Origin of the sequence: Erwinia sp. JUb26, from assembly GCF_003751505.1 — a bacterium.
GTDB lineage: Bacteria > Pseudomonadota > Gammaproteobacteria > Enterobacterales > Enterobacteriaceae > Erwinia.
Genome location: NZ_RJVB01000001.1, coordinates 970436 through 994807 on the forward strand (window position 1 = coordinate 970436; position 24372 = coordinate 994807).

Consider the following 24372-nt stretch of genomic DNA (forward strand, 5'->3'; position numbering starts at 1 on the left):
AAATCACCGACTGAGGGAATGATGGATTTTGACAAAATAGCCCGTGAACTCCTGCCGCTGTTGGGCGGCAGGGAAAACATCGCCAGCGCCGCGCACTGTGCCACCCGGCTGCGGCTGGTGATGGTCGACGATGATAAGGTGCAAAAGGAGGCCATCGAAGCGATCGAGGGCGTCAAAGGCTGTTTCCGCAATGCGGGCCAGATGCAGATCATCTTCGGCAGCGGCATCGTGAATAAAGTTCACGCCGCATTTATTAAGGTGGCGGGCATTAACGAGTCGAGCAAGAGTGAAGCGGCGGATATCGCAGCGAAAAAGCTGAATCCGCTGCAGCGCATTGCGCGTACGTTGTCGAATATCTTCGTGCCGATCATTCCGGCGATTGTCGCCTCGGGCCTGCTGATGGGCCTGCTGGGCATGATCAAGACGTATGGCTGGGTCGATGCCAGCAGCGCGCTGTTTATCATGCTGGATATGTGCAGTTCGGCGGCCTTCATCATCCTGCCGATCCTGATTGGTTTTACCGCCGCGCGTGAATTCGGCGGTAACCCCTATCTGGGTGCCACGCTGGGCGGCATTCTCACCCACCCGGCGTTAACCAACGCGTGGGGTGTCGCCAGCGGTTTCCATACCATGAACTTCTTTGGTCTGGAGATTGCGATGATCGGCTATCAGGGTACGGTATTCCCGGTGCTGCTGGCCGTCTGGTTTATGAGCCACTGTGAAAAAAACCTGCGCAAATTTATCCCCAACGCGCTGGATATCATCCTCACGCCGTTCCTGACGGTGGTGATCTCCGGCTTCGTCGCCCTGTTGATTATCGGCCCTGCCGGTCGCGGGCTGGGCGAGGGTATTTCACTGGTGCTCAGCACGCTGATCGCTCACGCGGGCTGGCTGGCCGGGCTGATCTTCGGTGGCCTGTATTCGGTGATTGTGATCACCGGCGTGCACCACAGCTTCCACGCCATTGAGGCGGGTTTGTTGGGTAACCCCTCAATCGGCGTTAACTTCCTCCTGCCGATCTGGTCGATGGCCAACGTCGCCCAGGGCGGCGCCTGTCTGGCGGTATGGTTTAAAACCCGCGATGTGCGCACCCGCAGTATTGTTCTACCCTCGGCGTTCTCGGCGATGCTGGGCATCACCGAAGCCGCCATCTTTGGTATCAACCTGCGGTTTATCAAACCGTTTATCGCCGGGCTGATCGGCGGTGCCGTCGGTGGCGCATGGGTGGTGGCGATGCACGTCAATATGGTGGCCGTGGGCCTGACCGCCCTGCCGGGGCTGGCAATTGTACAGAGCAGCTCGATGATCAACTATCTGATCGGCATGGTGATTGCGTTTGTGACCGCCTTTGTGCTGTCCTTACTGCTGAAAATCAAAGTTGAGGTCAAAGCATGAGTGACGCCCATCTGGTGAAACAGGCGCTGCGCGCGGTGCTCAGCGGCCAGCAGCGCGCGGCGGCCGATCGTCATCGCCCGGCCTGGCATCTGGCTCCGCCCGTCGGGCTGATGAACGATCCCAACGGATTTATTCAGTTTAATGGCCGCTATACGCTGTGCTATCAGTGGAACCCGCTGGCCTGTGCGCACGGGGCCAAATTCTGGGGTCAGTGGAGCTCGGCGGATCTGGTGCAGTGGCGGCACGAGCCGCTGGCGCTGGCGCCGTCCGAAAGCTACGAAAGCCACGGCTGCTACTCCGGTAGCGCGGTGGACAATCACGGCGAGCTGACGCTGGTCTATACCGGTAACGTGAAATTCGAGGACGGACGTACCGCATGGCAGTGCCTGGCGGTACAGGACGAACACGGCGAATTTCGCAAACTCGGCCCGGTGCTGTCGCTGCCGGAAGGGTATACCGGCCACGTCCGCGATCCCAAAGTCTGGCAGCATAACGGCAGCTGGTATATGGTGCTGGCCGCGCAGGACCTGCAGCTACAGGGGAAAGTGCTGCTGCTGATTTCCCCCGACCTGCACAGCTGGACGCTGCTGGGCGAAATGGCGGGCAGCGGCCTGAACGGGCTGAGCGATTTCGGCTATATGTGGGAATGCCCGGACCTGTTCCGACTGGAGGATCGTGAAATCCTGCTGACCTGCCCTCAGGGGCTGGAGGCCGACGGCTGGCGTTATCGCAACACCTTCCAGAGCGGTTATTTCTGCGGCACGTTGGATTACGACACGGCGCAGTTCAGCCACGGCGAGTTTCATGAACTCGATCTCGGCTTCGAATTTTACGCGCCACAAAGCTGCCTCAGCGACGATGGACGCCGCCTGCTGATTGGCTGGATGGGGCTACCGGACGGCGATGAATTTTATCAGCCGACGCTGAGCCACGGCTGGATCCATACCATGACCTGCCCTCGCGAACTGACGCTGGCGGGCGATCGGCTGATTCAGCGACCGGCGCGTGAACTCCAGCTGCTGCGCAAGCAGGAAACGCAGATGAACGGCGTTGCGGGTAACCTGCCTGCGCTGGACGTAGACAGTGCCGAACTGCTGCTGTCGGTCGACGGCAGCTTCCGCGCCAGCTTCGGTGACGTACTGAGCCTTAACGTTGATCATCATGGCCTGACGCTGGGACGCAAAAACCTGCGCAGCGGTAAACCGGAAGAACGCCGCTGGTCCGGTGAGGTCCGCACGCTGCAGATCCTCTGCGACCACTCCAGCGTGGAAATCTTTATTAACGGCGGCGAAGCGGTGATGTCATCGCGCTACTTTCCGGACGCACAGCCGCATCTGCGGTTCAGCGGCAGCGCGCAGATTAGCCTCAGTCACTGGAGGTTGCGGCAATGCGTGATAGAATGATCGTCCGTTCATTCACGCCTAAGCCACTGTGACTAAAAACAAACGTATCACCATTAACGATATCGCCCGGCTGGCCGGTGTATCCAAATCCACCGCCAGTCTGGTGCTTAATGGTCGCGGCAAAGAGCTGCGCGTTGCGGAAACGACCCGCAGCCGGGTGATGGATATCGCTCGCCAGCACCACTATCAGCCCAGCATCCACGCCCGCGCGTTAAATTCCAGCCGCAGCAATACCCTTGGCCTGGTGGTGCCGGAAATGACCAACCACGGCTTTGCCCGTTTCTCTCACGAACTCGAAATGCTGTGCCGCGATGCGGGACTGCAGCTGCTGATCGCCTGCACCGCTGAAAACGCCAGTCAGGAAACGCTGGCGGTCAGTAGCCTGATCCAGCGTCAGATCGACGGCCTGATTGTGGCCTCCAGCATGCTGAATGACAGCGAGTATCAGAAAATTAATCAGCAGCTGCCGGTGGTGCTTTTTGACCGCCATCTGGGCGAGTCATCGCTGCCGCTGGTGATCACCGATGCTACCGAACCCACCGCCACGCTGCTGGAAGCGGTGGCTCGCGAAGGTTATGACGAAATTTACTTCTTCGGCGGGCAGCCACGTATCTCTCCCACACGCGATCGTCTGGCCGGCTATCAACAGGGTTTAGCGCGCGCCGGCGTGGCGGTTCGTCCGGAGTGGATCATGCACGGTCACTACCACTCCAGCTCCGGTTACGAAATGTTTGCCGATCTGTATGCCCGTCTGGGCCGCGTTCCGCAGGCGCTGTTCTGTGCGGCCTGCGGACTACAGGAAGGCGTGCTGCGCTATCTGAGCCAGCACGGACTGCTGGATACGCCGATGCACCTGTGTAGTTTTGACGATCATTATCTGTATGACGCGCTGTCAGTGCGCATTGATACGGTCGAGCAGGATGAGCGGCTGCTGGCGTGGAACTGCTTTGAGATGATCGTACAGCTGATTGATGAGCAGACGCCGGAGGTGACCCAGCGCTGGCTGCCCGCCCGGCTGAAATGGCGCCGGGCGAAAAATCCGCAAATCTAAAGCCAGGCATCAACGGTTCTTATGCCATTTCTCGTCATCGCCCTTGTGGTACTGGTGTTTCACGGCAGCCCAGGCCACTTTATGCGCGACCTCCTCCCGCGAATCATTACCCCGGCGATCGTCGCTGTCTTTATACTGCTCCCACGCGTTATTAAACGCTTCTTTATAGATCTCCTGCGCGTGTGCGGGAAGAACGTGTTGAACGGCGTCGGGCAGCGCCTGGCGGGAATCGTAAGGCATAAGTGACCTCCTGAATTAATCACATTGAGTACTCTTAAAGCCTGGTGCACGGGTCATTTTTTGCCACCCCTGATTTTAACCGATCTGAAAGAAATTCAGCACCACTCAGCCCATAACCGCGCCGCAAACCCATAATCAACCCACTTTATTCTTTAGATTATTTTATTTTATTTAATAAACAACCTGATAATTCATCATGATAAACGCCAAATTATCAAAAATAATGATTTAGGACCGAATTTACTTAAAATCAGTAAAATCACGTAAATAGTTTTCGGCTACGTGAAAAAAAAGATTACACTTTCGCCACTTGTCACTGATACTTCAGTCACGACTTTATAAGGCCCCCGATAATGTCGGCTTTGGGCCAGCGGATTTCGATAAGGAGCGTTAGCCTATGAGTGCCCACGAGAGCAGTAAAACCCGCCACACCGAGTACTCCCTGTTCTTCCCCCTCGCCGCGCTGCTGGTCCTGTGGTTCTGGGGTAACACCACCTCACTGCCCGTCGTCGTCGGCATTAATGCCCTTGCGCTGGTCGCCATCCTCAGCAGCGCCTTTAGCGTTGTTCGCCATGCCGACGTGCTGGCACACCGTCTGGGCGAACCTTACGGATCGCTGATCCTCAGCCTTTCGGTGGTGATCCTTGAGGTCAGCCTGATTTCCGCCTTGATGGCCACCGGCGATGCCGCCCCGGCGCTGATGCGCGATACGCTGTTCTCCATCATTATGATCGTCACCTGCGGGCTGGTTGGCTTCGCCCTGCTGCTGGGCGGCCGCAAATTCGCCACGCAGTACGTTAACCTGGTCGGCGTAAAACAGTATCTGATCGCCATTTTCCCGCTGGCTGTGATTGTGCTGGTGCTGCCCGTGGCGCTGCCGAACGGCAACTTTTCCATGGCTCAGGCACTGCTGGTTTCCGCGATTTCAGCGGCGATGTACTGGGTATTCCTGCTGATCCAGACCAAAACTCACCAGAGTCTGTTTGTCTATGAACACGAAGATGATGACGGCGACCCACATCACGGTAAACCGTCTGCACACAGCAGCGCGTGGCATACTGCCTGGCTGATTGTGCATCTGATCGCCGTGATTGCCGTGACCAAAATGAATGCCAATCCGCTGGGTGAATTGCTGACGGCAATGAATGCCCCGGAGCAGTTTACCGGCTTCCTGGTGGCGCTGCTGATCCTCTCCCCTGAAGGGCTGGGTGCAATTAAAGCGGTGCTGGCCAATCAGGTACAGCGCGCGATGAACCTGTTCTTTGGTTCGGTGCTGGCGACGATCTCGCTGACGGTACCGGCGGTCACCATTATCGCTTCGCTGACCGGTCAGGAGCTGATTTTCGGTCTGGAATCGCCGCAGATGGTGGTGATGATTTCAGCCCTGATCCTGTGCCAGATTTCATTCTCAACCGGGCGCACCAACGTGCTGAACGGGGCTGCGCATCTGGCGTTGTTTATCGCCTATCTGATGACCGTTATGCTGTAAAATCAAAGGGCCGGATAATCCGGCCCTTTGCTCTCTGATTGACTCTTCTTCCGCGCGTTACTCAGCACGATAGACCAGCGTATGTCCCGCCCCATTCAGCGTCAGCGTTTGCCGATCCAGCGTTACGCTGGCTCCCGTATTCAGCACCTCACCCAACATCTGTTCCCACTGGTTGAGTTCACCGTCACGGCACAGCATCCGGGTTGATGCCAGCTGGGGCACCTTCAGCCGATCCTGTTCGAGTTGCCCCTGGCCGAAGAAGCGATTGCACATCACGCCGCTGACCCTGAGCCCCGGCGCGAAGCTGATACCCGGACGGATGCCGGCGCGTTGCGCAACGGGTTTGCCATCGACCGAAGTCAGCACAAAGTAATGATTCAGCAGCTGCTGTTCATTAAAACGGTTGCCGTCACTGCTACAGCCGCTGGCGGCCAGGGTCGCCAGCATCAGCAAAATGGATTTTTTCATCGTGGCTCCTTAAACAGAACTCAGGTCCGCACGCCGTCGGGTGCCGAAAGACGAAGAGAAACGTCAGAGAGAAAACGGGCCTGAAAGCCAGGCCCGGAGAGAGTGTACCGTATTAGTTGCTGGTATCCAGCTCAGGGAAGCTTTTGACCAGGTCGTCAATGGCTTTCATCTGCACCAGGAACGGCTCCAGCTTATCCAGCGGCAGCGCCGACGGGCCGTCACATTTGGCATTGGCCGGGTCCGGATGCGCCTCAATAAACAGGCCAGCAATGCCCACCGCCATACCGGCACGGGCCAGTTCGCTCACCTGCGCACGACGGCCGCTCGATGCTGCGCCCATCGGGTCGCGGCACTGCAGGGCGTGGGTCACGTCGAAGATCACCGGGCTGCCGTTAGAAACCTGCTTCATGACGTTGAAGCCCAGCATGTCGACCACCAGGTTGTCGTAACCGAAGTTAGCACCGCGATCGCACAGAATGACTTTATCGTTACCGCCTTCGGCGAATTTATCCACGATGTTGCCCATCTGGCCCGGGCTGACGAACTGAGGTTTCTTCACGTTGATCACCGCACCGGTTTTCGCCATCGCTTCCACCAGATCGGTCTGGCGGGCAAGGAAAGCCGGAAGCTGGATCACGTCAACCACGTCAGCCACCGTCTGGGCCTGGCTGGCTTCGTGTACGTCGGTAATGATTTTCACGCCGAAAGCCTGCTTCAGTTCCTGGAAGATCTTCATGCCTTCTTCCAGGCCCGGACCGCGATAGGAGTGGATTGAAGAGCGATTGGCTTTATCAAAAGACGCTTTGAACACATAAGGGATCCCCAGCTTCTGGGTTACGGTGACGTAATGTTCACAGATGCGCATGGCCAGATCGCGGGATTCAAGCACGTTCATGCCACCAAACAGGACGAATGGCAGATCGTTTGCTACCGGGATATCACCAATGCTAACCACTTTTTGTTTCATGTCTTCGCCTTATGTCTTAGAGGTATTCACCGCGCACGAGGTATCAGTGCAGGGTGATCTGTTTCTGTTCAATGGAGTGGATCTGCAGCTTGATCATTTCGCTCACCGGATCTTCCGGGCACTGCTCCACAAAGTAGGCCAGATCGGTCAACGCCACGTGTTCGCAGTCCAGCTGGGCAAATATCAGCCCGCGATCGCGAATTTCATACGGGTCTTCGGGATCCATCTGCACCAGCACCTGGCTGACCTGCAGCGCCGTTTCCATCTGTTTTTCTTCCATCAGCGCCGCTTTAAGCGTATCGAGCATTTTGCGCAGCACGGCCAGCGGCTCGGCTTCCTGCAAATCGTCATCGTACAGCTCGGCGATCGGGCCGATATTGCCTTTCAGCCACACCTCAAGCGTATGTTCATCCAGCGTGTCGCCGTTAAAGGGATTGATTAACCAGACATCTTCATCAATCCATTCGGCGCGCAGGATCAGCTGCGTGGGGAAAATCACCGGGCACAGCGGTAGCTCAAGCTGGCGGGCAATATGCAGGAATACAATCCCCAGCGACACCGCCGTACCCTGACGGGTGCGCAGCACGCTGTCCAGCCACAGGGAGTCGGACAGGCGATAGATGCCGCCCGCGCCGCCAAATCCCCACTGGTGCCAGAAAAGCTCAATCAGCTTCTCCAGCTGTAAATCGGCTTCAAGCTGCGGCGAAATAGCCGCACGCGCTTCGGCTACCAGCGCCGACAATTGCTCTCTGACGTTTTCAGCCGGAAAGTCGCTGCGAATAGCCAGCGATGCCGCGATAACCGCTTCACTCAGCGGGGCGGCGGTAAAATCAAAATCAGCTAAGGACGTCATACAAACCCCAACAGTGGCATTTTGGTTGTGGCTAACCTGACAATCGCATAAACCGCGACCAGGGCCACAATGAACGCTATCCAGCGCACTTTCTGCGCACGCGGACGTCGTCCGAGGGCAATAAAGCCCAGTGCAATATAGATAATAACGCCAAACAGCTTCTCAGTCAGCCAGCTGCCCTGCGGCGAGAACGGGTAAAAGTGGGTAATCGTGACCAGCAGCACACCCGACAGCAGCAACAGGGTGTCATTAAGGTGCGGCACAAGGCGCACCCAGCGACGCTGCAGCATGGCAGACTGGCGCTGTAACCACCAGAAACGTATCACAAACATCAGCACGGTAATGCAAACCGTCAGCAGATGGAAATATTTTAGCGGAAGATACCAGGTTGCCATGTTGACTCCTTACTCAGCCAGTTTCTGCCCAAAGGTCACGCGATCGTTACCGCCGTAATCCTGACAGGTTTCTACTGCGGTAAAGTTGTTATCGCGCAATATCTGGCGCACCTCCTGTGCCTGCTGCCAGCCGTGTTCCAGCAGCAGCCAACCTTCGGCATGCAGATGTTGACCGGCAGCGGCGGCAATCAGCTTGATATCGGCCAGACCGCGATCGCCCGCGACCAGCGCACTGGCCGGTTCGAAACGCACGTCACCCTGGCTAAGGTGGCCGTCTGCGGCATCAATATAAGGAGGATTACTGACGATAAGGGCAAACTGCTCTCCGCCCAGCGCAGAGAACCAGTGGCTTTGCAGGAAACGAGCGTTATTCAGCGACAGCTTTGTCGCGTTATGCCGGGCAAGTTCAACGGCGTCGGCGATGCGGTCAACGCCGGTGACCTGACAGTCGGGCCGTTCACTGGCGATAGCCAGCGCAATTGCCCCGGTGCCGGTGCCGAGATCCAGCACCGAACAGGCGTTCTGCGGCAAACGGGCCAGCGCCTGTTCAACCAGCACTTCACTGTCCGGACGCGGGATCAGCGTATGGGGAGAAACGCTCAGCGGCAGCGACCAGAATTCACGTTCGCCGATCAGATAGGCGACCGGTTCACCCGCCGCCCGCCGCACCAGCAGAGCATCAAGCCGTGCCAGCTGGTCGGCATCCAGTTCGCTATCGTCAAAGGCGATCAGCCAGCTGCGCGATTTCCCCGTTACCCAACCGAGCAGGATTTCCGCATCGCGCTTGGGACTGTCGCCGCCTGCCAGCCGGGAAATGGCCTCACGCAGCCAGGCTCGGATCTGCATCAGTCCTGTCCGGCGAGGGCCGCCAGCTGATCGGCCTGATATTCCTGCACGATGGGCTCAATCAGCGTATCCAGCTTGCCTTCCATCGCCTCATCGAGACGGTAGATAGTCAGATTGATGCGGTGATCGGTGACGCGCCCCTGCGGGAAGTTATAGGTGCGGTTACGGTCGGAACGATCGCCGCTGCCCAGCAGATTACGTCGCGTGGAGGACTCTTCCTGCTGACGGCGGGCCATTTCGGCGGCGCGAATACGTGAACCCAGCACGCCCAGCGCTTTGGCTTTGTTTTTGTGCTGCGAACGCTCGTCCTGGCACTCCACCACAATACCGGTGGGCAGGTGGGTAATTCGGATGGCGGAATCGGTGGTGTTAACGTGCTGACCGCCCGCACCGGAAGAGCGGAAGGTATCGATTTTCAAATCCGACGGATTGATATCCGGCAGTTCAGCTTCCGGCAGCTCCGGCATCACCGCCACGGTGCAGGCGGAGGTGTGAATACGGCCCTGGGATTCGGTTTCCGGCACGCGCTGTACGCGGTGACCGCCGGATTCAAATTTCAGGCGACCGTAGGCACCCTCGCCCACCACTTTGGCGATCACTTCTTTAAAGCCGCCGTGCTCGCCTTCGTTGGCGCTCATGATCTCGACTTTCCAGCGACGCGCTTCGGCGTAGCGGCTGTACATGCGGAACAGATCGCCGGCGAAAATCGCCGCTTCGTCACCGCCGGTCCCGGCGCGCACTTCCAGATAGCAGTTACGTTCATCGTCCGGATCTTTCGGCAGCAGCAGCACCTGCAGCTGCTGTTCCAGCGCGTCGCTCGCCTCACGGGCTTCTTTTAATTCTTCCTGCGCCATCTCGCGCATTTCCGCATCCTCGAGCATCATCTCGGCGGTTTCGATATCTTCCTGGGTCTGCTGCCACCGACGGAAACACTGGCTGACGTCTGTCAGCTGGGCGTATTCACGTGACAGCGCACGGAAACGTTCCTGATCGGCAATCACACCGGCATCACCCAGCATCGCCTCGACTTCTTCGTGACGTTCCTGTAATGCTTCCAGTTTGGCAACAATAGAAGGCTTCATTCGTGTAGTTTTACCTTGTTAATAGAGGCTTGAAACGCTATTCCAGCCCGAGGCTGTCGCGTAAAATTTGCAGACGTTCGCCATCGCCATCGCGCGCGGCCTGCTGAAGAGATTTGGTTGGGGCATGGATCAGACGGTTGGTCAGTTTGTGCGCGAGGTCGCGGATCACCTCTTCCGCATTACCGCCGTTTTGCAGCGCGGCCAGCGCGCGCGCTTCCAGTTCACTGCGCACCTGGTCGGCCTGGGAACGATATTCGCGAATGGTCTCCACCGCGCCCTGCGCCCGCAGCCAGGACATAAACTCGCCGCTTTCCTGCACCACGATGGTTTCGGCCTGCACCGCGGCGGCTTTGCGCTGCGCGAGATTGCTTTCGATAATCGCCTGCAGATCGTCCACGCTGTAGAGATAGGCGTTGGGCAGTTTACCGACTTCCGGCTCAACGTCGCGCGGCACGGCAATATCCACCAGCAGCATCGGCTGGTTGCGGCGCTGCTTCAGCGCGCGCTCAACCATCCCTTTACCAATAATTGGCAGCGGACTGGCGGTGGAACTGATAATAATGTCGGCTTCGGCAAGGCGCGAATCGATGTCCGGCAGGCTAATCACTTCGGCACCGACCTCATCGGCCAGCACCTGAGCGCGTTCGCGGGTACGGTTGGCAATCATCAGTTTACTGACCTTGTGTTCACGCAGATGGCGGGCCGCCAGCTCAATCGTTTCGCCCGCGCCCACCAGCAGGACGGTGACCGTGGAGAGCGATTCAAAAATCTGCCGCGCCAGGCTACAGGCGGCGAACGCCACCGAGACGGCACTGGCACCGATTTCGGTTTCGGTACGCACGCGTTTTGCCACCGAGAACGACTTCTGGAACATACGCTCCAGCTCGCTGGAAAGCGAATGGCCGCGCTGGGAATCGGCAAAGGCTTTTTTCACCTGGCCGAGAATTTGCGGCTCGCCCAGCACCAGAGAATCCAGGCCGCTGGCCACGCGCATCAGGTGGCTGACCGCGCCATCGTCATGATGCCAGTAGAGGCTTTTATGCAGATCGTCCGGGCTTAACTGATGGTAATCGCACAGCCATTTAGTGAGCTGCTCTTGTAAATTCTCCTGCTGTTCTACACTGAGATAGATTTCAGTGCGGTTGCAGGTAGAAAGCACCACACCACCCTGCACCAGCGGTTGCGCCAGCAGGCTGTTTAAAGCCTGATCGAGCGTATCCGGCGCGAACGTTACACGTTCACGCAGCGCAACGGGAGCGGTTTTGTGATTAATGCCAAGAGCCAGTAACGTCATGGTGCCAGATTGGGTATATCCCACAGTTGATAGGGTTTTCTGAAGCGCATTCTACAAGATGCGCGGGATCAATAAAAGTCATGCGTGGCCTATCCCTGCAACAAGATTTACCTGTTGTAGCGCAAATCAGACAATTTGAGCGTTGACGCGGCCCGGCAAGGTGGTTAGCGTGAGCGGTTGATTGCGGCAAGTATGCCCGAATTACGTCCGAGGAGTTGATCTGAACATGTTATTGTCGAATCGCCGTCTGATGCGGCTTATTCCCCTCGCCAGCGTGCTGCTGGCGGCCTGTAGCATCACACCAGAGCCACAGACCCCGGGCCAGAGCCCCACATCGCCGCAGTGGCGCGACCACCAGCAGGCGGTGGAAAAAATTACCCAGTATCAAACTCGCGGCGCGTTTGCGTTCCTTTCGGACCAGCAAAAAGTCTATGCCCGCTTTAACTGGCAGCAGACCGCCCCGGACCGCTACCGCCTGCTGCTGACTAACCCGCTCGGCAGCACCGAGCTGCAGCTTGACCAGCAGGGCCAGGTCGCACAGATCGTGGATAATAAAGGTAAGCGCTACGTCAGCCGCGACGCCGCGCAGATGATCTCACAGCTGACCGGCATGACCATCCCGCTGGATAACCTGCGCCAGTGGATCCTCGGCCTGCCGGGCGATGCCACCGACTACTCGCTGGATGACCAGTACCGCCTGCGCGAGCTGAACTACAGTCAGGACGGCAAAAAGTGGCACGTGACCTATCAGGGCTATGACAGCAAGCAGAACCCAACGCTGCCGTCGAACCTGGAACTGCAGGAAGGCAGCCAGCGCATCAAGCTGAAAATGGATAGCTGGACCGTTAAATGATCGAACAGTGGCCCTCACCGGCGAAACTTAATTTATTTCTCTACATCACCGGGCGTCGTGAAGACGGCTATCATAATCTGCAAACGCTGTTTCAGTTTCTGGACTATGGTGACACGCTGACCATTACCGCCGACCACAGCGGCGAGCTGACGCTGTTAACGCCGGTGGCCGGCCTGGCGGATGAGCACAACCTGATCGTCCGCGCCGCCCGACTGCTGCGGGAGAAGGCGCTTGAGCGCGGCACCCTGCCCGCCAACGCCGGGGCCCGTCTGGCGGTCGATAAGCGCCTGCCAATGGGCGGCGGGCTGGGCGGCGGTTCATCTAACGCGGCCACGGTGCTGGTTGCGCTGAATCATCAGTGGCAGACCGGTTTCAGCTTTCGAGAGCTGGCGGCATTTGGACTGAGCCTCGGTGCCGACGTGCCGGTCTTTGTGCAGGGCTTTGCCGCCTATGCAGAAGGCGTGGGTGAAAAATTAACACCCGTCTCCCCGGCGGAAAAATGGTACCTGGTAATGCACCCCGGTGTGAGCGTGGCCACCCCGGTGGTATTCAACGATCCGTTACTGACCAGAGACACGCCATATCGGCAAATCAATGAGCTGTTAGAGGCTGATTTCCGCAATGATTGTGAGGCCGTCGTCAGAAAACGTTTCCGCGAGGTTGAACAGCTAGTTTCCTGGCTGCTAGAATATGCGCCGTCGCGCCTGACTGGAACGGGTGCTTGTGTGTTTGCTGAATTCGACACCGAGCACGCTGCACGCCAGGTGCTTGAGCTGGCCCCGAAAGAATTGCAGGGATTTGTAGCGCGAGGCGCAAACGTTTCGCCGCTTCACCGCATTCTTTCAGAGCATTCGAGCTGACGTGACAGCGTCACCCTGATCCTGACGCTGCACTAACGTTCTTTAACACCCGCATGAAATCGTCAGTGGTCTTGCGCCAACCCTGACTCAATTTCATTCTCTCGACGCAAAGCCTGAGGTTCTTCTCGTGCCTGATATGAAGCTTTTTGCTGGTAACGCCACCCCGGAACTAGCACAACGTATTGCCAACCGCCTTTACACCAGCCTGGGCGACGCCGCCGTCGGTCGTTTCAGTGATGGTGAAGTGAGCGTACAGATTAATGAAAATGTACGCGGTGGTGATATTTTCATCATCCAGTCCACCTGTGCCCCAACCAACGATAACCTGATGGAACTGGTTGTAATGGTTGACGCCCTGCGTCGTGCTTCCGCTGGTCGTATTACCGCGGTTATTCCGTATTTTGGCTATGCCCGTCAGGACCGCCGCGTGCGTTCTGCTCGTGTACCTATTACGGCTAAAGTTGTTGCTGATTTCCTGTCAAGCGTGGGCGTTGACCGCGTACTGACCGTTGATCTGCACGCCGAACAGATTCAGGGCTTCTTCGACGTTCCTGTTGATAACGTGTTCGGTAGCCCGATCCTGCTGGAAGATATGATGCAGATTGGCCTGGAGAACCCGATTGTGGTTTCTCCGGACATCGGCGGCGTGGTTCGTGCCCGTGCTATTGCGAAACTGCTGAACGATACCGATATGGCGATTATCGACAAGCGTCGTCCACGCGCTAACGTGTCACAGGTGATGCATATCATCGGTGATGTTGCTGGCCGTGACTGCGTGCTGGTTGACGATATGATCGATACTGGCGGCACCCTGTGCAAAGCGGCGGAAGCGCTGAAAGAGCGTGGCGCCAAGCGCGTATTCGCTTACGCAACTCACCCTATCTTCTCCGGCAACGCGGTTGAGAACCTGCGCCATTCGGTGATTGATGAAGTGGTGGTGTGCGATACTATTCCGCTGCCGGAAGAGATTAAAGCGCTACCAAACGTGCGCACCCTGACGCTGTCGGGCATGCTGGCAGAAGCGATTCGTCGTATCAGCAACGAAGAATCTATTTCTGCGATGTTTGAGCATTAATGCACTGGCCGGGTTATTCCGGCCGGTTTATTTTTAGCGTTCAGGTTTATATAGCCGCTGTCTTTCGGGACGGCGGCTTTTTTATTGTCTGGCCGGTTATGGCTGCGACGTCCGGGCTTTTGGGCCAGTCTGTGCCACTGCCGGGTGGTCCTCGCGCCGCTCTGCGATCCCTTCGGTTTCGGCATCTGGCCTGTGATAGCTGGGTAATTCGCGCCTGTGGGCCAGTCTGCGCCACTGCCGGGTGGTCCTCGCGCCGCTCTGCGGTTCCTTCGGTTTCGGCATCTGGCCGGACGGACCGGTGAAGCTGGTGCATCCATGCACCAGCTTCACCTGACGCCAACGTCCTTGTTGGCGTCTCCTGGCCATCTGCCTCCACCTCAGCGCTGCGGATTACCCGGCAGTCAGCGTAAACACCGCAGTTTGAAGCAAAACCACCGCATCAGCCCGTCACCGATCCAACCCGATATACTCCGCCAGATAATCAATAAACACCCGCATCTTCGGCAACAGGTGCCGGTTCCCCGGCCACAGCAGCGAAAACTGCCCCCCGGCGCTGATAAAATCGCCCAGCACGCTCTGCAACTCCCCGCTTTCCACATACTCCTGCACCGCAAAATCCGGCACGTAAATCAACCCAAGCCCGCGTCGTGCGGCCGAAATCTGCGCCTCAAGATTGTTGAATACCAGCGACCCCTTCAACGGTAGCTGCCGTGCATCAACCCCCTCAAACTGCCAGGGCTGAAGCTGGCCGCTGGCGGAAAATCGATACATCAGGCACTCATGTTCGCTCAGCTCGGCAGGCTGCAGGGGGCGACCGCGACGCGAAAAATAATCCGCGGAGGCAACCAGGCAGAAATGAAAACCGCCTAAACGCCGCGCTTTCAACCGCGAATCAGCAAAATCCCCGCTGCGCAGCACCGCGTCATAGCCTTCACTAATGACATCCACCAGCCGATCGTTGAAATCAAGATCCAGCTCAATATCCGGATAGCGGGCAGTAAAAGCGGGCAGCAGAGGCAGCAGCAGACGGTAGCCAATTGCCGGAAAGCTCAGCCGCAGCCGCCCACGCGGCGCAGACATCAGCCGCGAAAGCTCCTGCTCGGCCTCCTCCAGCTCCAGCACGATGCGCTGGCTGCGCTCATAAAACAGCGCCCCTTCTTCGGTCAGGCTCAGGCTGCGCGTGCTGCGGTTTAACAGGCTCACCCCGAGACTGCCTTCAAGCCGCGCCACGCTTTTACCAATCGCCGAAGCCGACACGCCAAGCCGCTCGGCTGCCGCCGCGAAACTGCCTAACTGCGCCGCTTTCACAAAGGCCGTCAGCCCGCTCAGACTCTCCACGCTGCTCATTCGATACTTTTTGTCCTTTATCTTCGGCCATGTGGCCTGTTTAACACCCATGCATGCCAATTTATCCTGCTTTCTTGACTGATGAAAGCGAGATAAACAATGAGTTCTCTAACCCTTGAAGCCCAAAGTAGCCGCTGGAGTATCCTGGCCGTTTGCAGCGCGGCGCTGATGCTGCCGCTGAGTTTTTCTGCCGGGATCATCGCCACGCCCGCCATTGCCGCTCATCCCGGCGGATCGCCGCTGGCGCTGAGCTGGATAACCAATTCATTCCTCCTCAGCTTCGGCAGTTTGCTGATGGCCGCCGGATCGCTGGCCGATCGTTATGGCCGTAAACGCCTGTTTATTAGCGGCGTATCCATTTTCACCCTGCTCTCACTGCTGACGCCCTGGCTGCCCTCTGTCGTCTGGCTGGATATTATCCGTGCGCTCCAAGGTGCCGCCGCCGCTGCCGCGTTAGCTGGAGGGGCCGCCGCCATGGCCAACACTTTTAGTGGTGAAGCTCGCGCACGGGCCTTCAGCCTTCTGGGAACCAGCTTCGGCGTGGGTCTGGCGGCCGGACCGGTGGTGGCGGGAATGTTGATGCAGGTGGCAGGCTGGCACAGCGTTTTCCTCTGCTGTGCCCTGTTTGGCGCAGTGGCACTCCTTTTCGGCACCCGCTATCTGGTCGAATCACGTAATCCCGATCCGCAGCCACTGGACTGGCCGGGTATCCTGACCTTCAGCACCGCGCTGACGCTGTTTACCTGGGGACTGCTGCAGATGGCCGACGGCGGCAGCACGCCGCTCACCCGCACGCTGCTGCTGGCTTCCCTGCTGACGGGTGCGCTGTTTGTCTTTATTGAGCGCCGTACGGCCTACCCAATGCTCGATCTCAGCCTGTTCCGCTACGGCCGTTTCGTTGGTGTGCAGTTACTACCGGTCGCCACATGCTACTGCTTCGTGGTGCTGCTGGTCCTGCTGCCGCTGCGTTTCATGGGTTTTTACGGCTACGACGCGCTGACTACGGGATTGCTGATGCTGGCCATTTCGCTGCCGATGCTGATTATTCCCTCGGTCGCCGTCAGCCTGACCCGTCGCTATCACCCCGGCACGGTCAGCACCGGCGGGCTGCTGCTGGCCGCTGCGGGCATCGGGCTGCTTAGCCTGGTGACGCCGCAAAGCTCTCTGCTGTTAACTCTGCTGGCGATGCTGCTGATCGGCACGGGAAGCGGGCTGCCCTGGGGGCTGATGGACAATCTTTCGGTCAGCGTGGTGCCGCCGCAGCGGGCGGGCATGGCTACCGGGATCTTCAGCACGGTGCGCGTGGCCGGGGAAGGCGTGGCGCTGGCCAGCGTCAGCAGCCTGTTTACCTTCCTGCTGGCCCATCAGGCCCATTTGCACGGGATTTCTGCTGAAGCGATGCCGACGCTGACGGCAGGAGCTGTCGTCGATCCGCAACTGCTGCCGCTGGCGGAAAGTGCGTTCCAGCTGCTGCTGCTGGTGCTTCTGGCGGTGACCGTACTCTGCGCCGTGGTCATCTGGCTGTGCCTGGTTCCACGACGTAAGCAGATTAATTAAGCGTAAAACACAGCCGGACAGTTTTTTTTAGCAATTTGGCCTGGGCCCCCCTGTTGAGGACCATTTATTAATGCTACTTTGCTCGAATTGACTTAATCGGAATATTCTTATATGGCGCTAGACGTCGCAACCCTGTTTATCTGCGAGCTATACGTACTGCTGTTTCTTATCGTGATCACGGCCTTTGCCTGGAGCGGCGCACAGTACGATAAAGTGTTGGGATTTAACTGTATCTCGCTGATTGTCAGTGTTATTGCCGTCTGGTTAAGCAGCCTTCGCAATGAGGGCCTGCTGTTCTGGTCCGTGGCGGTGGGCAATATCTGCGTGCTGCTGGCCTACGGACTGTTGCTCAGCGCATTCCGTGCCTTTCGCGGCGCGCGGTGCGGCTGGGACTGGACGCTGGGCATGGTGCTGTGGGGCATGCTGTGCCTGTTCCCGTGGTTCTGGAACTCGATGCACAACCGCATCCTTGTTTCCTGCCTGCTGTGCATTATCTACACCGCAGCGATGATCCGTGAACTGCATCGTGCTCGCGCCATGCTGCCGGTCACCTTCTGGCCCGCCCGCCTGCTGCTGTGGATCCACCTGCTGTTCAGCGTGGTACGGGCGCTGCTGGACGGCGGTATTCCCAGCCCACTCTACGGGGCCATCGGCGGATCGACCTTCTCGGTCTATGTCATCCTGGAGTCGATACTGATTGTGATTGGGATGAGTTTTACCCTGATGGCGATGGTCAACGAGCGCACGCAAATCAAGTACAAGCAGGCGTCGCTGCTGGATCCGCTAACCGGCGTCTGGAACCGCCGCGCGCTGTTTGAGAAGGCTGACCAGTTGGCGAACCCTGCCGGCGCGCCGCGCGAGATCTCCGTGATGCTGTTCGACCTCGACCATTTTAAAAGCATTAATGACCGCTTTGGCCACTATCATGGCGATCAGGTGCTGATCGATTTCTGCCACAAAGTCATGACCGAACTGCCCGCCGACAGCTTCTTTGCACGGCTGGGGGGTGAAGAATTTGCCGCCATTGTGCTTTGCGATGAGAAAGTGGGGATGGAAACGGCAGAGCGGATCCGTCAGACGATAGAGGCGTCAAGGCCGCAGCAAGTGCATTACAGCGTCAGCATCGGCGTGGCCAGCAGATCAAACGGGCCGCTACTGGTCGATTCGCTGATCGCCGCAGCAGATGATGCGCTGTATCAGGCGAAGGCGGCTGGACGTAATCAGGTGAAAATTTTCCGCCCGGATGAGCTACGTTTGCAAACGCTGCCGGTTGCTGGCTAAAAGATTAACGGATGAACTTCCCCACCGCATACCTGATACAAAGCAAAATGCCCGCACAGGCGGGCATTAATGAAGCAACACGGTTCTGACTTCAGCAACCGTGTTGCTCGCGACAGGTGACGCCTTAATGCTGGCGATTACCCTGACGGCAGCGTTTATCGCCGCAGTGACGTACCCAGTAATAGCGGTCGGCAATTTTTTCACGTCCGCTAATGCGTGCGCCCACCAGCCACAGCAATGCGCCGATGAAGATACTGAAAATCGCCCCATGCACCATAAACTGCGGTAACTGCAGCTGCGGCATCTGATTCAGCACCGAATAACCGACACCGAAAATCATCACCACTAACCCCAGCACCATCAGGGCATTGCCCATTACATGTGTATGTTTACGTTTCATTACGCACCTCCAGACGGTTAAACAGGGCAAACTCCATTGCCAGATGTCTACAGTGTAGGAAATCGTCCAAAGCGTCGTTGCGGGCGCGATCACATTTATCGCTAAATCTTTGACAGTTCTTTACATGTAATCGCCTGAATTTGTATAGAAAATGTATTATCACGCTGACTAACTATCTGCCGCTGGCTGAGAGTGATCGGCGATCTTTGAGTTCTCCTCTCCCCTTGAGTAAACTACCCGCCTTAATCCGTACGATTCAGGAAACGACTACGTGAGCAGCATTAAACTGATTGTTGGCCTTGCCAATCCCGGCGCTGAATACGCCGCTACGCGCCATAATGCCGGCGCCTGGTATGTTGATTTGCTGGCTGAGCGTCACAATCAGTCGCTAAAGGAAGAAAGTAAGTTTTATGGCTACACCGCGCGGTTGAATATCGGCGGTGAGGATGTGCGCCTGCTGGTGCCGACCACCTTTATGAACCTCAGCGGGAAAGCCGTGGCGGCGATGGCGACGTTTTATCGCATCACACCAGAAGAGATTCTGGTGGCGCACGACGAGCTGGACCTGCCGCCGGGCGTGGCAAAATTCAAGCAGGGCGGCGGCCACGGCGGCCATAACGGCCTGAAAGATATCATCAGCAAGCTGGGTAATAATTTGAACTTCCACCGTCTGCGCATCGGCATCGGCCATCCGGGCGATCGCAATAAAGTGGTGGGATTCGTGCTGGGTAAACCGATGGCCTCCGAGCAGCCGCTGATTGATAACGCGATTGACGAAGCGGCGCGCTGCACCGAGGTGTGGCTGAAGGAAGATAAGCTGAAGGCGATGAACCGCCTGCACAGCTACAAAGCTAGCTGATAGCGGCAGGCCCGGATTTGGGCCTGCTACTCTTATCGGCGATCAGGCGTCGTTGCTGGCGACCTTATAGTCCGGGTCGTCCAGTTCATGCGTGCAGTACGGCCCGGCCTTTTTCAGCAGGCTGATGCAGTCCTCGCTGAGATGGCGCAGGCGCAGGGTTTTCCCCGCTTCCAGATAGCGCGCGGTCAGCTTATCGAGCGCCTCCACGCCGCTGGAATCCATCACCCGCGTACGGGCAAAATCGATCACCACCTGCTCCGGGTCCTGCTGCGGATCGAACAGCTCCTGGAAACTGGTGGTGGAGCCGAAGAACAGCGGGCCTTCCAGGCGATAGGTTTTCTGCCCTTCCCCACTCTCCTGCGCGACGATAGTGATGCGCGCATGCTGCCAGGCAAAGACCAGCGCCGAGATAATCACCCCGCAGATCACCGCCATCGCCAGGTCGGTAAAGATCGTCACCAGCGTCACCGCAATCATAATCACCGCATCGGCCTTCGGCATCCGCTTCAGGCGCTTGATGGAGCTCCATTCAAACGTATTAATGCACACCACGAACATAATCCCGGCCAGCGCCGCCACCGGCAGCAGCGCAATGTACTGCGACAGGCTGACGACAAACAGGATCAGCAGCACCGCACCGACCAGGTTCGAAATACGCCCGCGACCGCCCGAGGTGAAGTTAATAATCGACTGGCCGATCATCGCACAGCCCGCAAAGCTGCCGAAGAAGCCGCACAGCGTATTGCCGATGCCCTGCGCCACGCACTCCTGGTTGCCCGCGCCTTTTTTACTGCCCATCTCATCCAGTACCGACAGCGTCAGCAGCGACTCAATCAGCCCGACCAGCGCAATCACCACCGAGTACGGCAGAACGATTTTCAGCGTTTCCCAGCTCACCGGCACCTGCGGCAGATGGAACATCGGCAGCGTGCCGGAGATATCCGCCAGATCGCCAACGCGTTTGGTATCCAGACCAAAACCAATTGCAATCGCGCTAATCACGATCAGCGCCGCCAGCGAACCAGGGATGATTTTGGTCACTTTCGGGAACAGCCAGACAATCAGCATCGCCAGGGCAACCAGCGCGTACATCATCGGGCCCTGCCCTTTAATCATCGGGAACTGCGCCAGCATAATGACAATCGCCAGACCGTTAACAAAGCCGTAAATCGCCGGCTGCGGCACCAGACGGATAAACTTGCCCAGCTTCAGCACGCCAATCGCCAGCTGGATCAGCCCGGCGAGAATGCTGGCCACCAGCACATACTCGTAGCCGTGCTGGGTAATCAGGCTAATCAGCACCACCACGATCGATCCGGCCGCACCGGAGATCATCCCCGGCTTTCCGCCGAAGAACGCGGTAATAATGCCGAGGATAAAGGCGGTATGCAGGCCGATAGTCGGCGACAGCCCGGCCAGCAGGGAAAAGGCGGTCGCTTCCGGGATCAGCGCCACCGAAACGACAGCACCGGCCAGGACGTCGTTTTTGACGTCTCTCGCCCTGAAATTGCTCAGGTTAAACATGTTATTTCCAGTTATTTTTTTACACGCAGACGTTCTGCACCGCGCGATTCAGGACATCAGCGGGCACAGCGAACTCGTTCAAACGACGAGTGAAGGCAACGGATCTGTTGCGCAGAAGGGAGCATTCTCAGGGTGGCGTAAGCAGGAAGCAATGCATCTGCGCGGTTCTCCGACAAGGGTAAAGATGTGTCAGTATGGGAAATTGTGAAGGCGATCTCAAGTGAAACCTGCCCGCTGCGCGACAAATCAACCCCATCGCGGCCGGTTTTACGTGTATAATGCGCGGAAACTTTTAAGACACTGTCTGTGACAACATTGAGGTATTTAACAATACCTTGATTATCAAGCTATTAAGGTGATTCAAACATGGGATTCAAATGCGGTATTGTGGGCCTGCCAAACGTCGGGAAATCCACCCTGTTCAATGCGTTAACCAAAGCGGGCATCGAAGCAGCTAACTTCCCGTTCTGTACCATTGAGCCGAATACCGGCGTAGTGCCAATGCCTGACTCACGCCTGGATCAGCTGGCCGAAATCGTTAAGCCGCAGCGTATTCTGCCAACCACCATGGAATTCGTGGATATCGCGGGCCTGGTTAAGGGCGCGTCAAAAGGCGAAGGCCTGGGCAACCAGTTCCTGACCAACATCCGTGAAACCGAAGCGATCGGCCACGTGGTGCGCTGCTTTGAGAACGACAACATTATTCACGTGAATAACAAGGTCGATCCGGCTGACGATATCGAAACCATCAACACCGAGCTGGCGCTTTCTGACCTTGATACCTGCGAACGTGCCCTGCAGCGCGTGCAGAAGAAAGCCAAAGGCGGCGACAAAGACGCCAAAGCCGAACAGGCCGCGCTGGAAAAATGCCTGCCGCACCTGGAAAACGCCGGGATGCTGCGCGCGCTGAACCTGAGCGAAGAAGACAAAGCGGCTATCCGCTACCTGAGCTTCCTGACCCTGAAACCGACCATGTACATCGCGAACGTCAATGAAGACGGCTTCGAGAATAACCCGTACCTGGATAAAGTGCGTGAAATCGCTGCCGCCGAAGGTTCCGTTGTGGTCCCGGTGTGCGCCGCCGTTGAGTCAGATATCGCCGAGCTGGAAGACGGTGACCGCGAAGAGTTTATGGCCGAGCTGGGTATTGAAGAGCCGGGCCTGAACCGCGTGATCCGCGCCGGTTACTCCCTGCTGAACCTGCAAACCTACTTCACCGCGGGCGTGAAGGAAGTGCGTGCCTGGACCATCCCGGTGGGTGCAACCGCGCCACAGGCCGCCGGTAAAATCCACACCGACTTCGAAAAAGGCTTTATCCGCGCACAGACCATCGCATTTGATGACTTCATCGCCTTCAAGGGTGAACAGGGCGCGAAAGAAGCCGGTAAGATGCGTTCAGAAGGCAAAGACTACATCGTGAAAGATGGCGATGTGATGAACTTCCTGTTTAACGTGTAAGTCGTTGCCTTATGAGGTTTTAGCGAATCTCATGACAAACGCAAAACCTATAAAATCCACGCCACGCCATGGCGTGGATTTTTTCATGGTGCTTCAGATGTTTGCGGCGGGTGAACATCCAGCGGTCAAACTTGCCGAAGCTCACGAGCAATCCAGGCAAGCGCGAAAGCATGTCGCGGAGGGGGTCAGTCCGGCACAAGCTCTCCAGTTAGATAAAAACAGCAAGATCAATTGTTCATCAAACACTTTTGCGCTTATCGGCAAAGAGTGGCTGTAGATGAACGACTGGGCAAAAATCACCAAAACGCGCCGCCTTGATATGCTGTAACAAATCGTCTTCCACGGTATCGGCAAACTTCCAGGTAAGCACCACATTCTTAAAATTCTTAAGGAAACGGCTAGGCGCGGCACACCGACAGTTGCCGCTGAGGTACGACGCCTTTGGACTGCCCCCACAACACTAGACAGATGCTGTCCTCACGACGGGACCTGTTCAAAGGCCTCCTGATTGACGCCGCAGAGATGGCTAAGGCGTCGGGCCCGGTCTTAGAGGACTTCAATGTAATCGAAGATATCGGCCCGTGCCAGATCCCGGATTTTGTATATTCTTCTTCTGATGCGTTCTTTTTTCAGTGAACTGAAGAACGATTTGGCCACCTCGGCCACCGCGTTAAGCGTCAGTAGAGGCTGGTTATCTTAATCACGTGCCGAGACCGGGTTATTCAGCCATGTTTAGACCCCGCCCTGGCGACATTCATTACCCGACACATCGTTATCACACCCCATACAGTGCGGTGCTCATTGATAAAGCGGTACTTCATTCGGGCTCCCTTGCAAAGTACCGCGCGGCCTTTTTCAGGATATCCCGTTCTTCGGTGACTTTTAGCTGCGCCCGTAGTTTCAGGACCTCGCTTTTGGCTCCCAGGAATCCCGGGCATGCTGTTCGCTTTTATCAGGTTTGATAGCCGTAGCCACTTGTAGAGGCTGTGTGCAGTCTATAAGGCTACAGCAGTATTTAAAAACGGAATGAAGAACACTGTGTTGCAACTAAACTCAAGCACTTAGGAAACAACAGTTACTAGAGGGTTAGTTTCACTCTGGTAATACAAGGCGGGTTTCCCCGCCCCAAAGTTACTTACGACCTTTATTCGCCTGAGCAAGAACTGATGCAGCAAGTTCTTTTGTCACAGCACTGGAGTTCGGGTTTTTGAGTGCAGCCGATGCTTTGTGTTCCATTGCACCCCCAGTTTGATTAGGAGAACCGGACTGAGAGAGCGCAGAACCTGCAAGGCTTTTTTGAATGCCAGACGCGTTAGGATTGTTGAGAGTTTTAGCCGCTAGTGAAGCCACGCTGCCACCAGTTTGCTTTGTATTATTTGCCATTGGTATAACTCCTAAGCATAGGTATTAAAGATAATACATATAGTGCCTACAAGTGACAATTGGCACTATATGTGGTGTTGATATTATGGCGAAGCGCCAAAAATTCAATACCTAAACATGCTATAAACTGTATAAATCCACATGAAGAAATTTTGATGGTTTTTTATACTATTTTAACTCAACTGGATAGCAGAAGATCATCAGTCACCTTTTACACACATTCGGATAGCTCACCTAATCATGAAGAGTTTCAACAAACACCCGTCTAAATGGCGGGTTTTTTATTGCCTGC

At 57.0% G+C, this 24372-nt stretch carries 23 protein-coding genes and 2 pseudogenes; 12 read left to right on the forward strand and 13 right to left on the reverse strand.

Going from position 1 to position 24372, the window contains the following annotated elements:
• Window positions 1–21 precede the first annotated feature (21 nt).
• The 3 genes from EC836_RS04620 to EC836_RS04630 are packed head-to-tail and all read left to right on the forward strand — an operon-like array spanning window position 22 to window position 3849.
• Window positions 22–1395, forward strand: coding sequence for a sucrose-specific PTS transporter subunit IIBC (locus EC836_RS04620; protein WP_123330790.1), 1374 nt, complete (start codon window positions 22–24; stop codon window positions 1393–1395).
• Entirely contained in the window at window positions 1392–2798 is a 1407-nt protein-coding gene (locus EC836_RS04625) for a sucrose-6-phosphate hydrolase (protein ID WP_123330526.1), read from the forward strand. The genes EC836_RS04620 and EC836_RS04625 overlap by 4 nt, the downstream gene beginning before the upstream one ends.
• 28 nt (window positions 2799–2826) lie before the next feature.
• Window positions 2827–3849, forward strand: coding sequence for a LacI family DNA-binding transcriptional regulator (locus EC836_RS04630; RefSeq protein WP_123330528.1), 1023 nt, complete (start codon window positions 2827–2829; stop codon window positions 3847–3849).
• Window positions 3850–3858: 9 nt separating this feature from the next.
• Here EC836_RS04630 and chaB read toward each other — a convergent pair whose 3' ends face one another.
• Window positions 3859–4089: a putative cation transport regulator ChaB gene (chaB, locus tag EC836_RS04635; protein ID WP_123330530.1), complete on the reverse strand. Its 231-nt coding sequence runs from the start codon at window positions 4087–4089 to the stop codon at window positions 3859–3861.
• Between the two features lie 397 nt (window positions 4090–4486).
• On the opposite strand from chaB, the gene chaA reads away from it, so the two are divergent.
• On the forward strand, window positions 4487–5578 hold the full coding sequence (gene chaA / locus EC836_RS04640; RefSeq protein ID WP_123330532.1) for a sodium-potassium/proton antiporter ChaA: 1092 nt from the start codon (window positions 4487–4489) through the stop codon (window positions 5576–5578).
• Between the two features lie 57 nt (window positions 5579–5635).
• On the opposite strand, the gene EC836_RS04645 is transcribed toward chaA, so the two are convergent.
• From EC836_RS04645 to hemA, 7 genes are all read right to left on the reverse strand, one after another.
• Entirely contained in the window at window positions 5636–6046 is a 411-nt protein-coding gene (locus tag EC836_RS04645) for an META domain-containing protein (RefSeq protein WP_123330534.1), read from the reverse strand.
• Between the two features lie 112 nt (window positions 6047–6158).
• Window positions 6159–7013, reverse strand: a complete 855-nt coding sequence (gene kdsA / locus EC836_RS04650; RefSeq protein WP_123330536.1) for a 3-deoxy-8-phosphooctulonate synthase — start codon at window positions 7011–7013, stop codon at window positions 6159–6161.
• A gap of 43 nt (window positions 7014–7056) precedes the next feature.
• Entirely contained in the window at window positions 7057–7866 is an 810-nt protein-coding gene (gene sirB1 / locus EC836_RS04655; RefSeq protein WP_123330538.1) for an invasion regulator SirB1, read from the reverse strand.
• On the reverse strand, window positions 7863–8261 hold the full coding sequence (locus EC836_RS04660) for a SirB2 family protein (RefSeq protein ID WP_123330540.1): 399 nt from the start codon (window positions 8259–8261) through the stop codon (window positions 7863–7865). The genes sirB1 and EC836_RS04660 overlap by 4 nt, the downstream gene beginning before the upstream one ends.
• 9 nt (window positions 8262–8270) lie before the next feature.
• Window positions 8271–9107 (reverse strand): peptide chain release factor N(5)-glutamine methyltransferase, encoded by an 837-nt coding sequence (gene prmC / locus EC836_RS04665; protein ID WP_123330542.1) that lies wholly within the window; start codon window positions 9105–9107, stop codon window positions 8271–8273.
• A complete protein-coding gene (gene prfA, locus EC836_RS04670; RefSeq protein ID WP_123330544.1) occupies window positions 9107–10189 on the reverse strand; it encodes a peptide chain release factor 1 in 1083 nt (360 codons plus the stop codon). The genes prmC and prfA overlap by 1 nt, the downstream gene beginning before the upstream one ends.
• Window positions 10190–10226: 37 nt before the next feature.
• Complete coding sequence (gene hemA, locus EC836_RS04675; RefSeq protein ID WP_123330546.1) at window positions 10227–11483, reverse strand: glutamyl-tRNA reductase; 1257 nt, start codon at window positions 11481–11483, stop codon at window positions 10227–10229.
• A 226-nt stretch (window positions 11484–11709) separates the two neighbouring features.
• Here hemA and lolB point away from each other — a divergent pair, with 226 nt between their 5' ends.
• The 3 genes from lolB to prs all read left to right on the forward strand — a co-directional run bounded on the left by lolB (window position 11710) and on the right by prs (window position 14271).
• Window positions 11710–12336 (forward strand): lipoprotein insertase outer membrane protein LolB, encoded by a 627-nt coding sequence (gene lolB / locus EC836_RS04680; protein ID WP_123330548.1) that lies wholly within the window; start codon window positions 11710–11712, stop codon window positions 12334–12336.
• Complete coding sequence (gene ispE, locus EC836_RS04685; RefSeq protein ID WP_123330550.1) at window positions 12333–13196, forward strand: 4-(cytidine 5'-diphospho)-2-C-methyl-D-erythritol kinase; 864 nt, start codon at window positions 12333–12335, stop codon at window positions 13194–13196. Before lolB ends, ispE begins: the two co-directional genes overlap by 4 nt.
• 127 nt (window positions 13197–13323) lie before the next feature.
• Window positions 13324–14271 carry a ribose-phosphate diphosphokinase gene (prs, locus tag EC836_RS04690; protein ID WP_105594349.1) on the forward strand — a complete coding sequence of 316 codons (948 nt, stop codon included), beginning with the start codon at window positions 13324–13326 and terminating at the stop codon, window positions 14269–14271.
• Between the two features lie 447 nt (window positions 14272–14718).
• On the opposite strand, the gene EC836_RS04695 is transcribed toward prs, so the two are convergent.
• The gene (locus EC836_RS04695) at window positions 14719–15609 is read right to left on the reverse strand and encodes a LysR family transcriptional regulator (protein WP_123330792.1); all 891 of its coding nucleotides are present in this window, start codon (window positions 15607–15609) and stop codon (window positions 14719–14721) included.
• A 108-nt stretch (window positions 15610–15717) separates the two neighbouring features.
• Here EC836_RS04695 and EC836_RS04700 point away from each other — a divergent pair, with 108 nt between their 5' ends.
• The gene (locus EC836_RS04700) at window positions 15718–17175 is read left to right on the forward strand and encodes an MFS transporter (RefSeq protein WP_123330552.1); all 1458 of its coding nucleotides are present in this window, start codon (window positions 15718–15720) and stop codon (window positions 17173–17175) included.
• 111 nt (window positions 17176–17286) lie between these two features.
• On the forward strand, window positions 17287–18456 hold the full coding sequence (locus EC836_RS04705) for a GGDEF domain-containing protein (RefSeq protein WP_123330554.1): 1170 nt from the start codon (window positions 17287–17289) through the stop codon (window positions 18454–18456).
• 124 nt (window positions 18457–18580) lie between these two features.
• On the opposite strand, the gene ychH is transcribed toward EC836_RS04705, so the two are convergent.
• Entirely contained in the window at window positions 18581–18856 is a 276-nt protein-coding gene (gene ychH / locus EC836_RS04710) for a stress-induced protein YchH (protein WP_123330556.1), read from the reverse strand.
• 271 nt (window positions 18857–19127) lie between these two features.
• Between ychH and pth the strand changes: the two genes are divergently transcribed.
• Window positions 19128–19715 (forward strand): aminoacyl-tRNA hydrolase, encoded by a 588-nt coding sequence (gene pth / locus EC836_RS04715; RefSeq protein WP_123330557.1) that lies wholly within the window; start codon window positions 19128–19130, stop codon window positions 19713–19715.
• A gap of 42 nt (window positions 19716–19757) precedes the next feature.
• Here the strand turns inward: pth and EC836_RS04720 are convergent, their stop codons facing one another.
• Window positions 19758–21239, reverse strand: a complete 1482-nt coding sequence (locus EC836_RS04720; protein WP_123330559.1) for a SulP family inorganic anion transporter — start codon at window positions 21237–21239, stop codon at window positions 19758–19760.
• A 366-nt stretch (window positions 21240–21605) separates the two neighbouring features.
• Here EC836_RS04720 and ychF point away from each other — a divergent pair, with 366 nt between their 5' ends.
• Window positions 21606–22697 (forward strand): redox-regulated ATPase YchF, encoded by a 1092-nt coding sequence (ychF, locus tag EC836_RS04730; protein ID WP_123330563.1) that lies wholly within the window; start codon window positions 21606–21608, stop codon window positions 22695–22697.
• 97 nt (window positions 22698–22794) lie between these two features.
• Window positions 22795–23136: pseudogene (locus tag EC836_RS04735) on the forward strand (integrase); the annotation flags it as partial.
• A gap of 113 nt (window positions 23137–23249) precedes the next feature.
• Here the strand turns inward: EC836_RS04735 and EC836_RS24920 are convergent.
• Window positions 23250–23354: pseudogene (locus EC836_RS24920) on the reverse strand (IS3 family transposase); the annotation flags it as partial.
• 474 nt (window positions 23355–23828) lie between these two features.
• Window positions 23829–24080, reverse strand: a complete 252-nt coding sequence (locus tag EC836_RS04745; protein WP_123330565.1) for a hypothetical protein — start codon at window positions 24078–24080, stop codon at window positions 23829–23831.
• Between the last annotated feature and the right edge of the window lie 292 nt (window positions 24081–24372).

Coding starts and splice junctions, on each gene's coding strand:
- EC836_RS04620 (WP_123330790.1), top strand. CDS start 22: ATGGATTTTGACAAAATAGCCCGTGAACTCCTGCCGCTGTTGGGCGGC.
- EC836_RS04625 (WP_123330526.1), top strand. CDS start 1,392: ATGAGTGACGCCCATCTGGTGAAACAGGCGCTGCGCGCGGTGCTCAGC.
- chaB (WP_123330530.1), bottom strand. CDS start 4,089: ATGCCTTACGATTCCCGCCAGGCGCTGCCCGACGCCGTTCAACACGTT.
- chaA (WP_123330532.1), top strand. CDS start 4,487: ATGAGTGCCCACGAGAGCAGTAAAACCCGCCACACCGAGTACTCCCTG.
- EC836_RS04645 (WP_123330534.1), bottom strand. CDS start 6,046: ATGAAAAAATCCATTTTGCTGATGCTGGCGACCCTGGCCGCCAGCGGC.
- kdsA (WP_123330536.1), bottom strand. CDS start 7,013: ATGAAACAAAAAGTGGTTAGCATTGGTGATATCCCGGTAGCAAACGAT.
- sirB1 (WP_123330538.1), bottom strand. CDS start 7,866: ATGACGTCCTTAGCTGATTTTGATTTTACCGCCGCCCCGCTGAGTGAA.
- EC836_RS04660 (WP_123330540.1), bottom strand. CDS start 8,261: ATGGCAACCTGGTATCTTCCGCTAAAATATTTCCATCTGCTGACGGTT.
- prmC (WP_123330542.1), bottom strand. CDS start 9,107: ATGCAGATCCGAGCCTGGCTGCGTGAGGCCATTTCCCGGCTGGCAGGC.
- prfA (WP_123330544.1), bottom strand. CDS start 10,189: ATGAAGCCTTCTATTGTTGCCAAACTGGAAGCATTACAGGAACGTCAC.
- hemA (WP_123330546.1), bottom strand. CDS start 11,483: ATGACGTTACTGGCTCTTGGCATTAATCACAAAACCGCTCCCGTTGCG.
- lolB (WP_123330548.1), top strand. CDS start 11,710: ATGTTATTGTCGAATCGCCGTCTGATGCGGCTTATTCCCCTCGCCAGC.
- ispE (WP_123330550.1), top strand. CDS start 12,333: ATGATCGAACAGTGGCCCTCACCGGCGAAACTTAATTTATTTCTCTAC.
- EC836_RS04700 (WP_123330552.1), top strand. CDS start 15,718: ATGAGTTCTCTAACCCTTGAAGCCCAAAGTAGCCGCTGGAGTATCCTG.
- EC836_RS04705 (WP_123330554.1), top strand. CDS start 17,287: ATGGCGCTAGACGTCGCAACCCTGTTTATCTGCGAGCTATACGTACTG.
- ychH (WP_123330556.1), bottom strand. CDS start 18,856: ATGAAACGTAAACATACACATGTAATGGGCAATGCCCTGATGGTGCTG.
- EC836_RS04720 (WP_123330559.1), bottom strand. CDS start 21,239: ATGTTTAACCTGAGCAATTTCAGGGCGAGAGACGTCAAAAACGACGTC.
- ychF (WP_123330563.1), top strand. CDS start 21,606: ATGGGATTCAAATGCGGTATTGTGGGCCTGCCAAACGTCGGGAAATCC.
- EC836_RS04745 (WP_123330565.1), bottom strand. CDS start 24,080: ATGGCAAATAATACAAAGCAAACTGGTGGCAGCGTGGCTTCACTAGCG.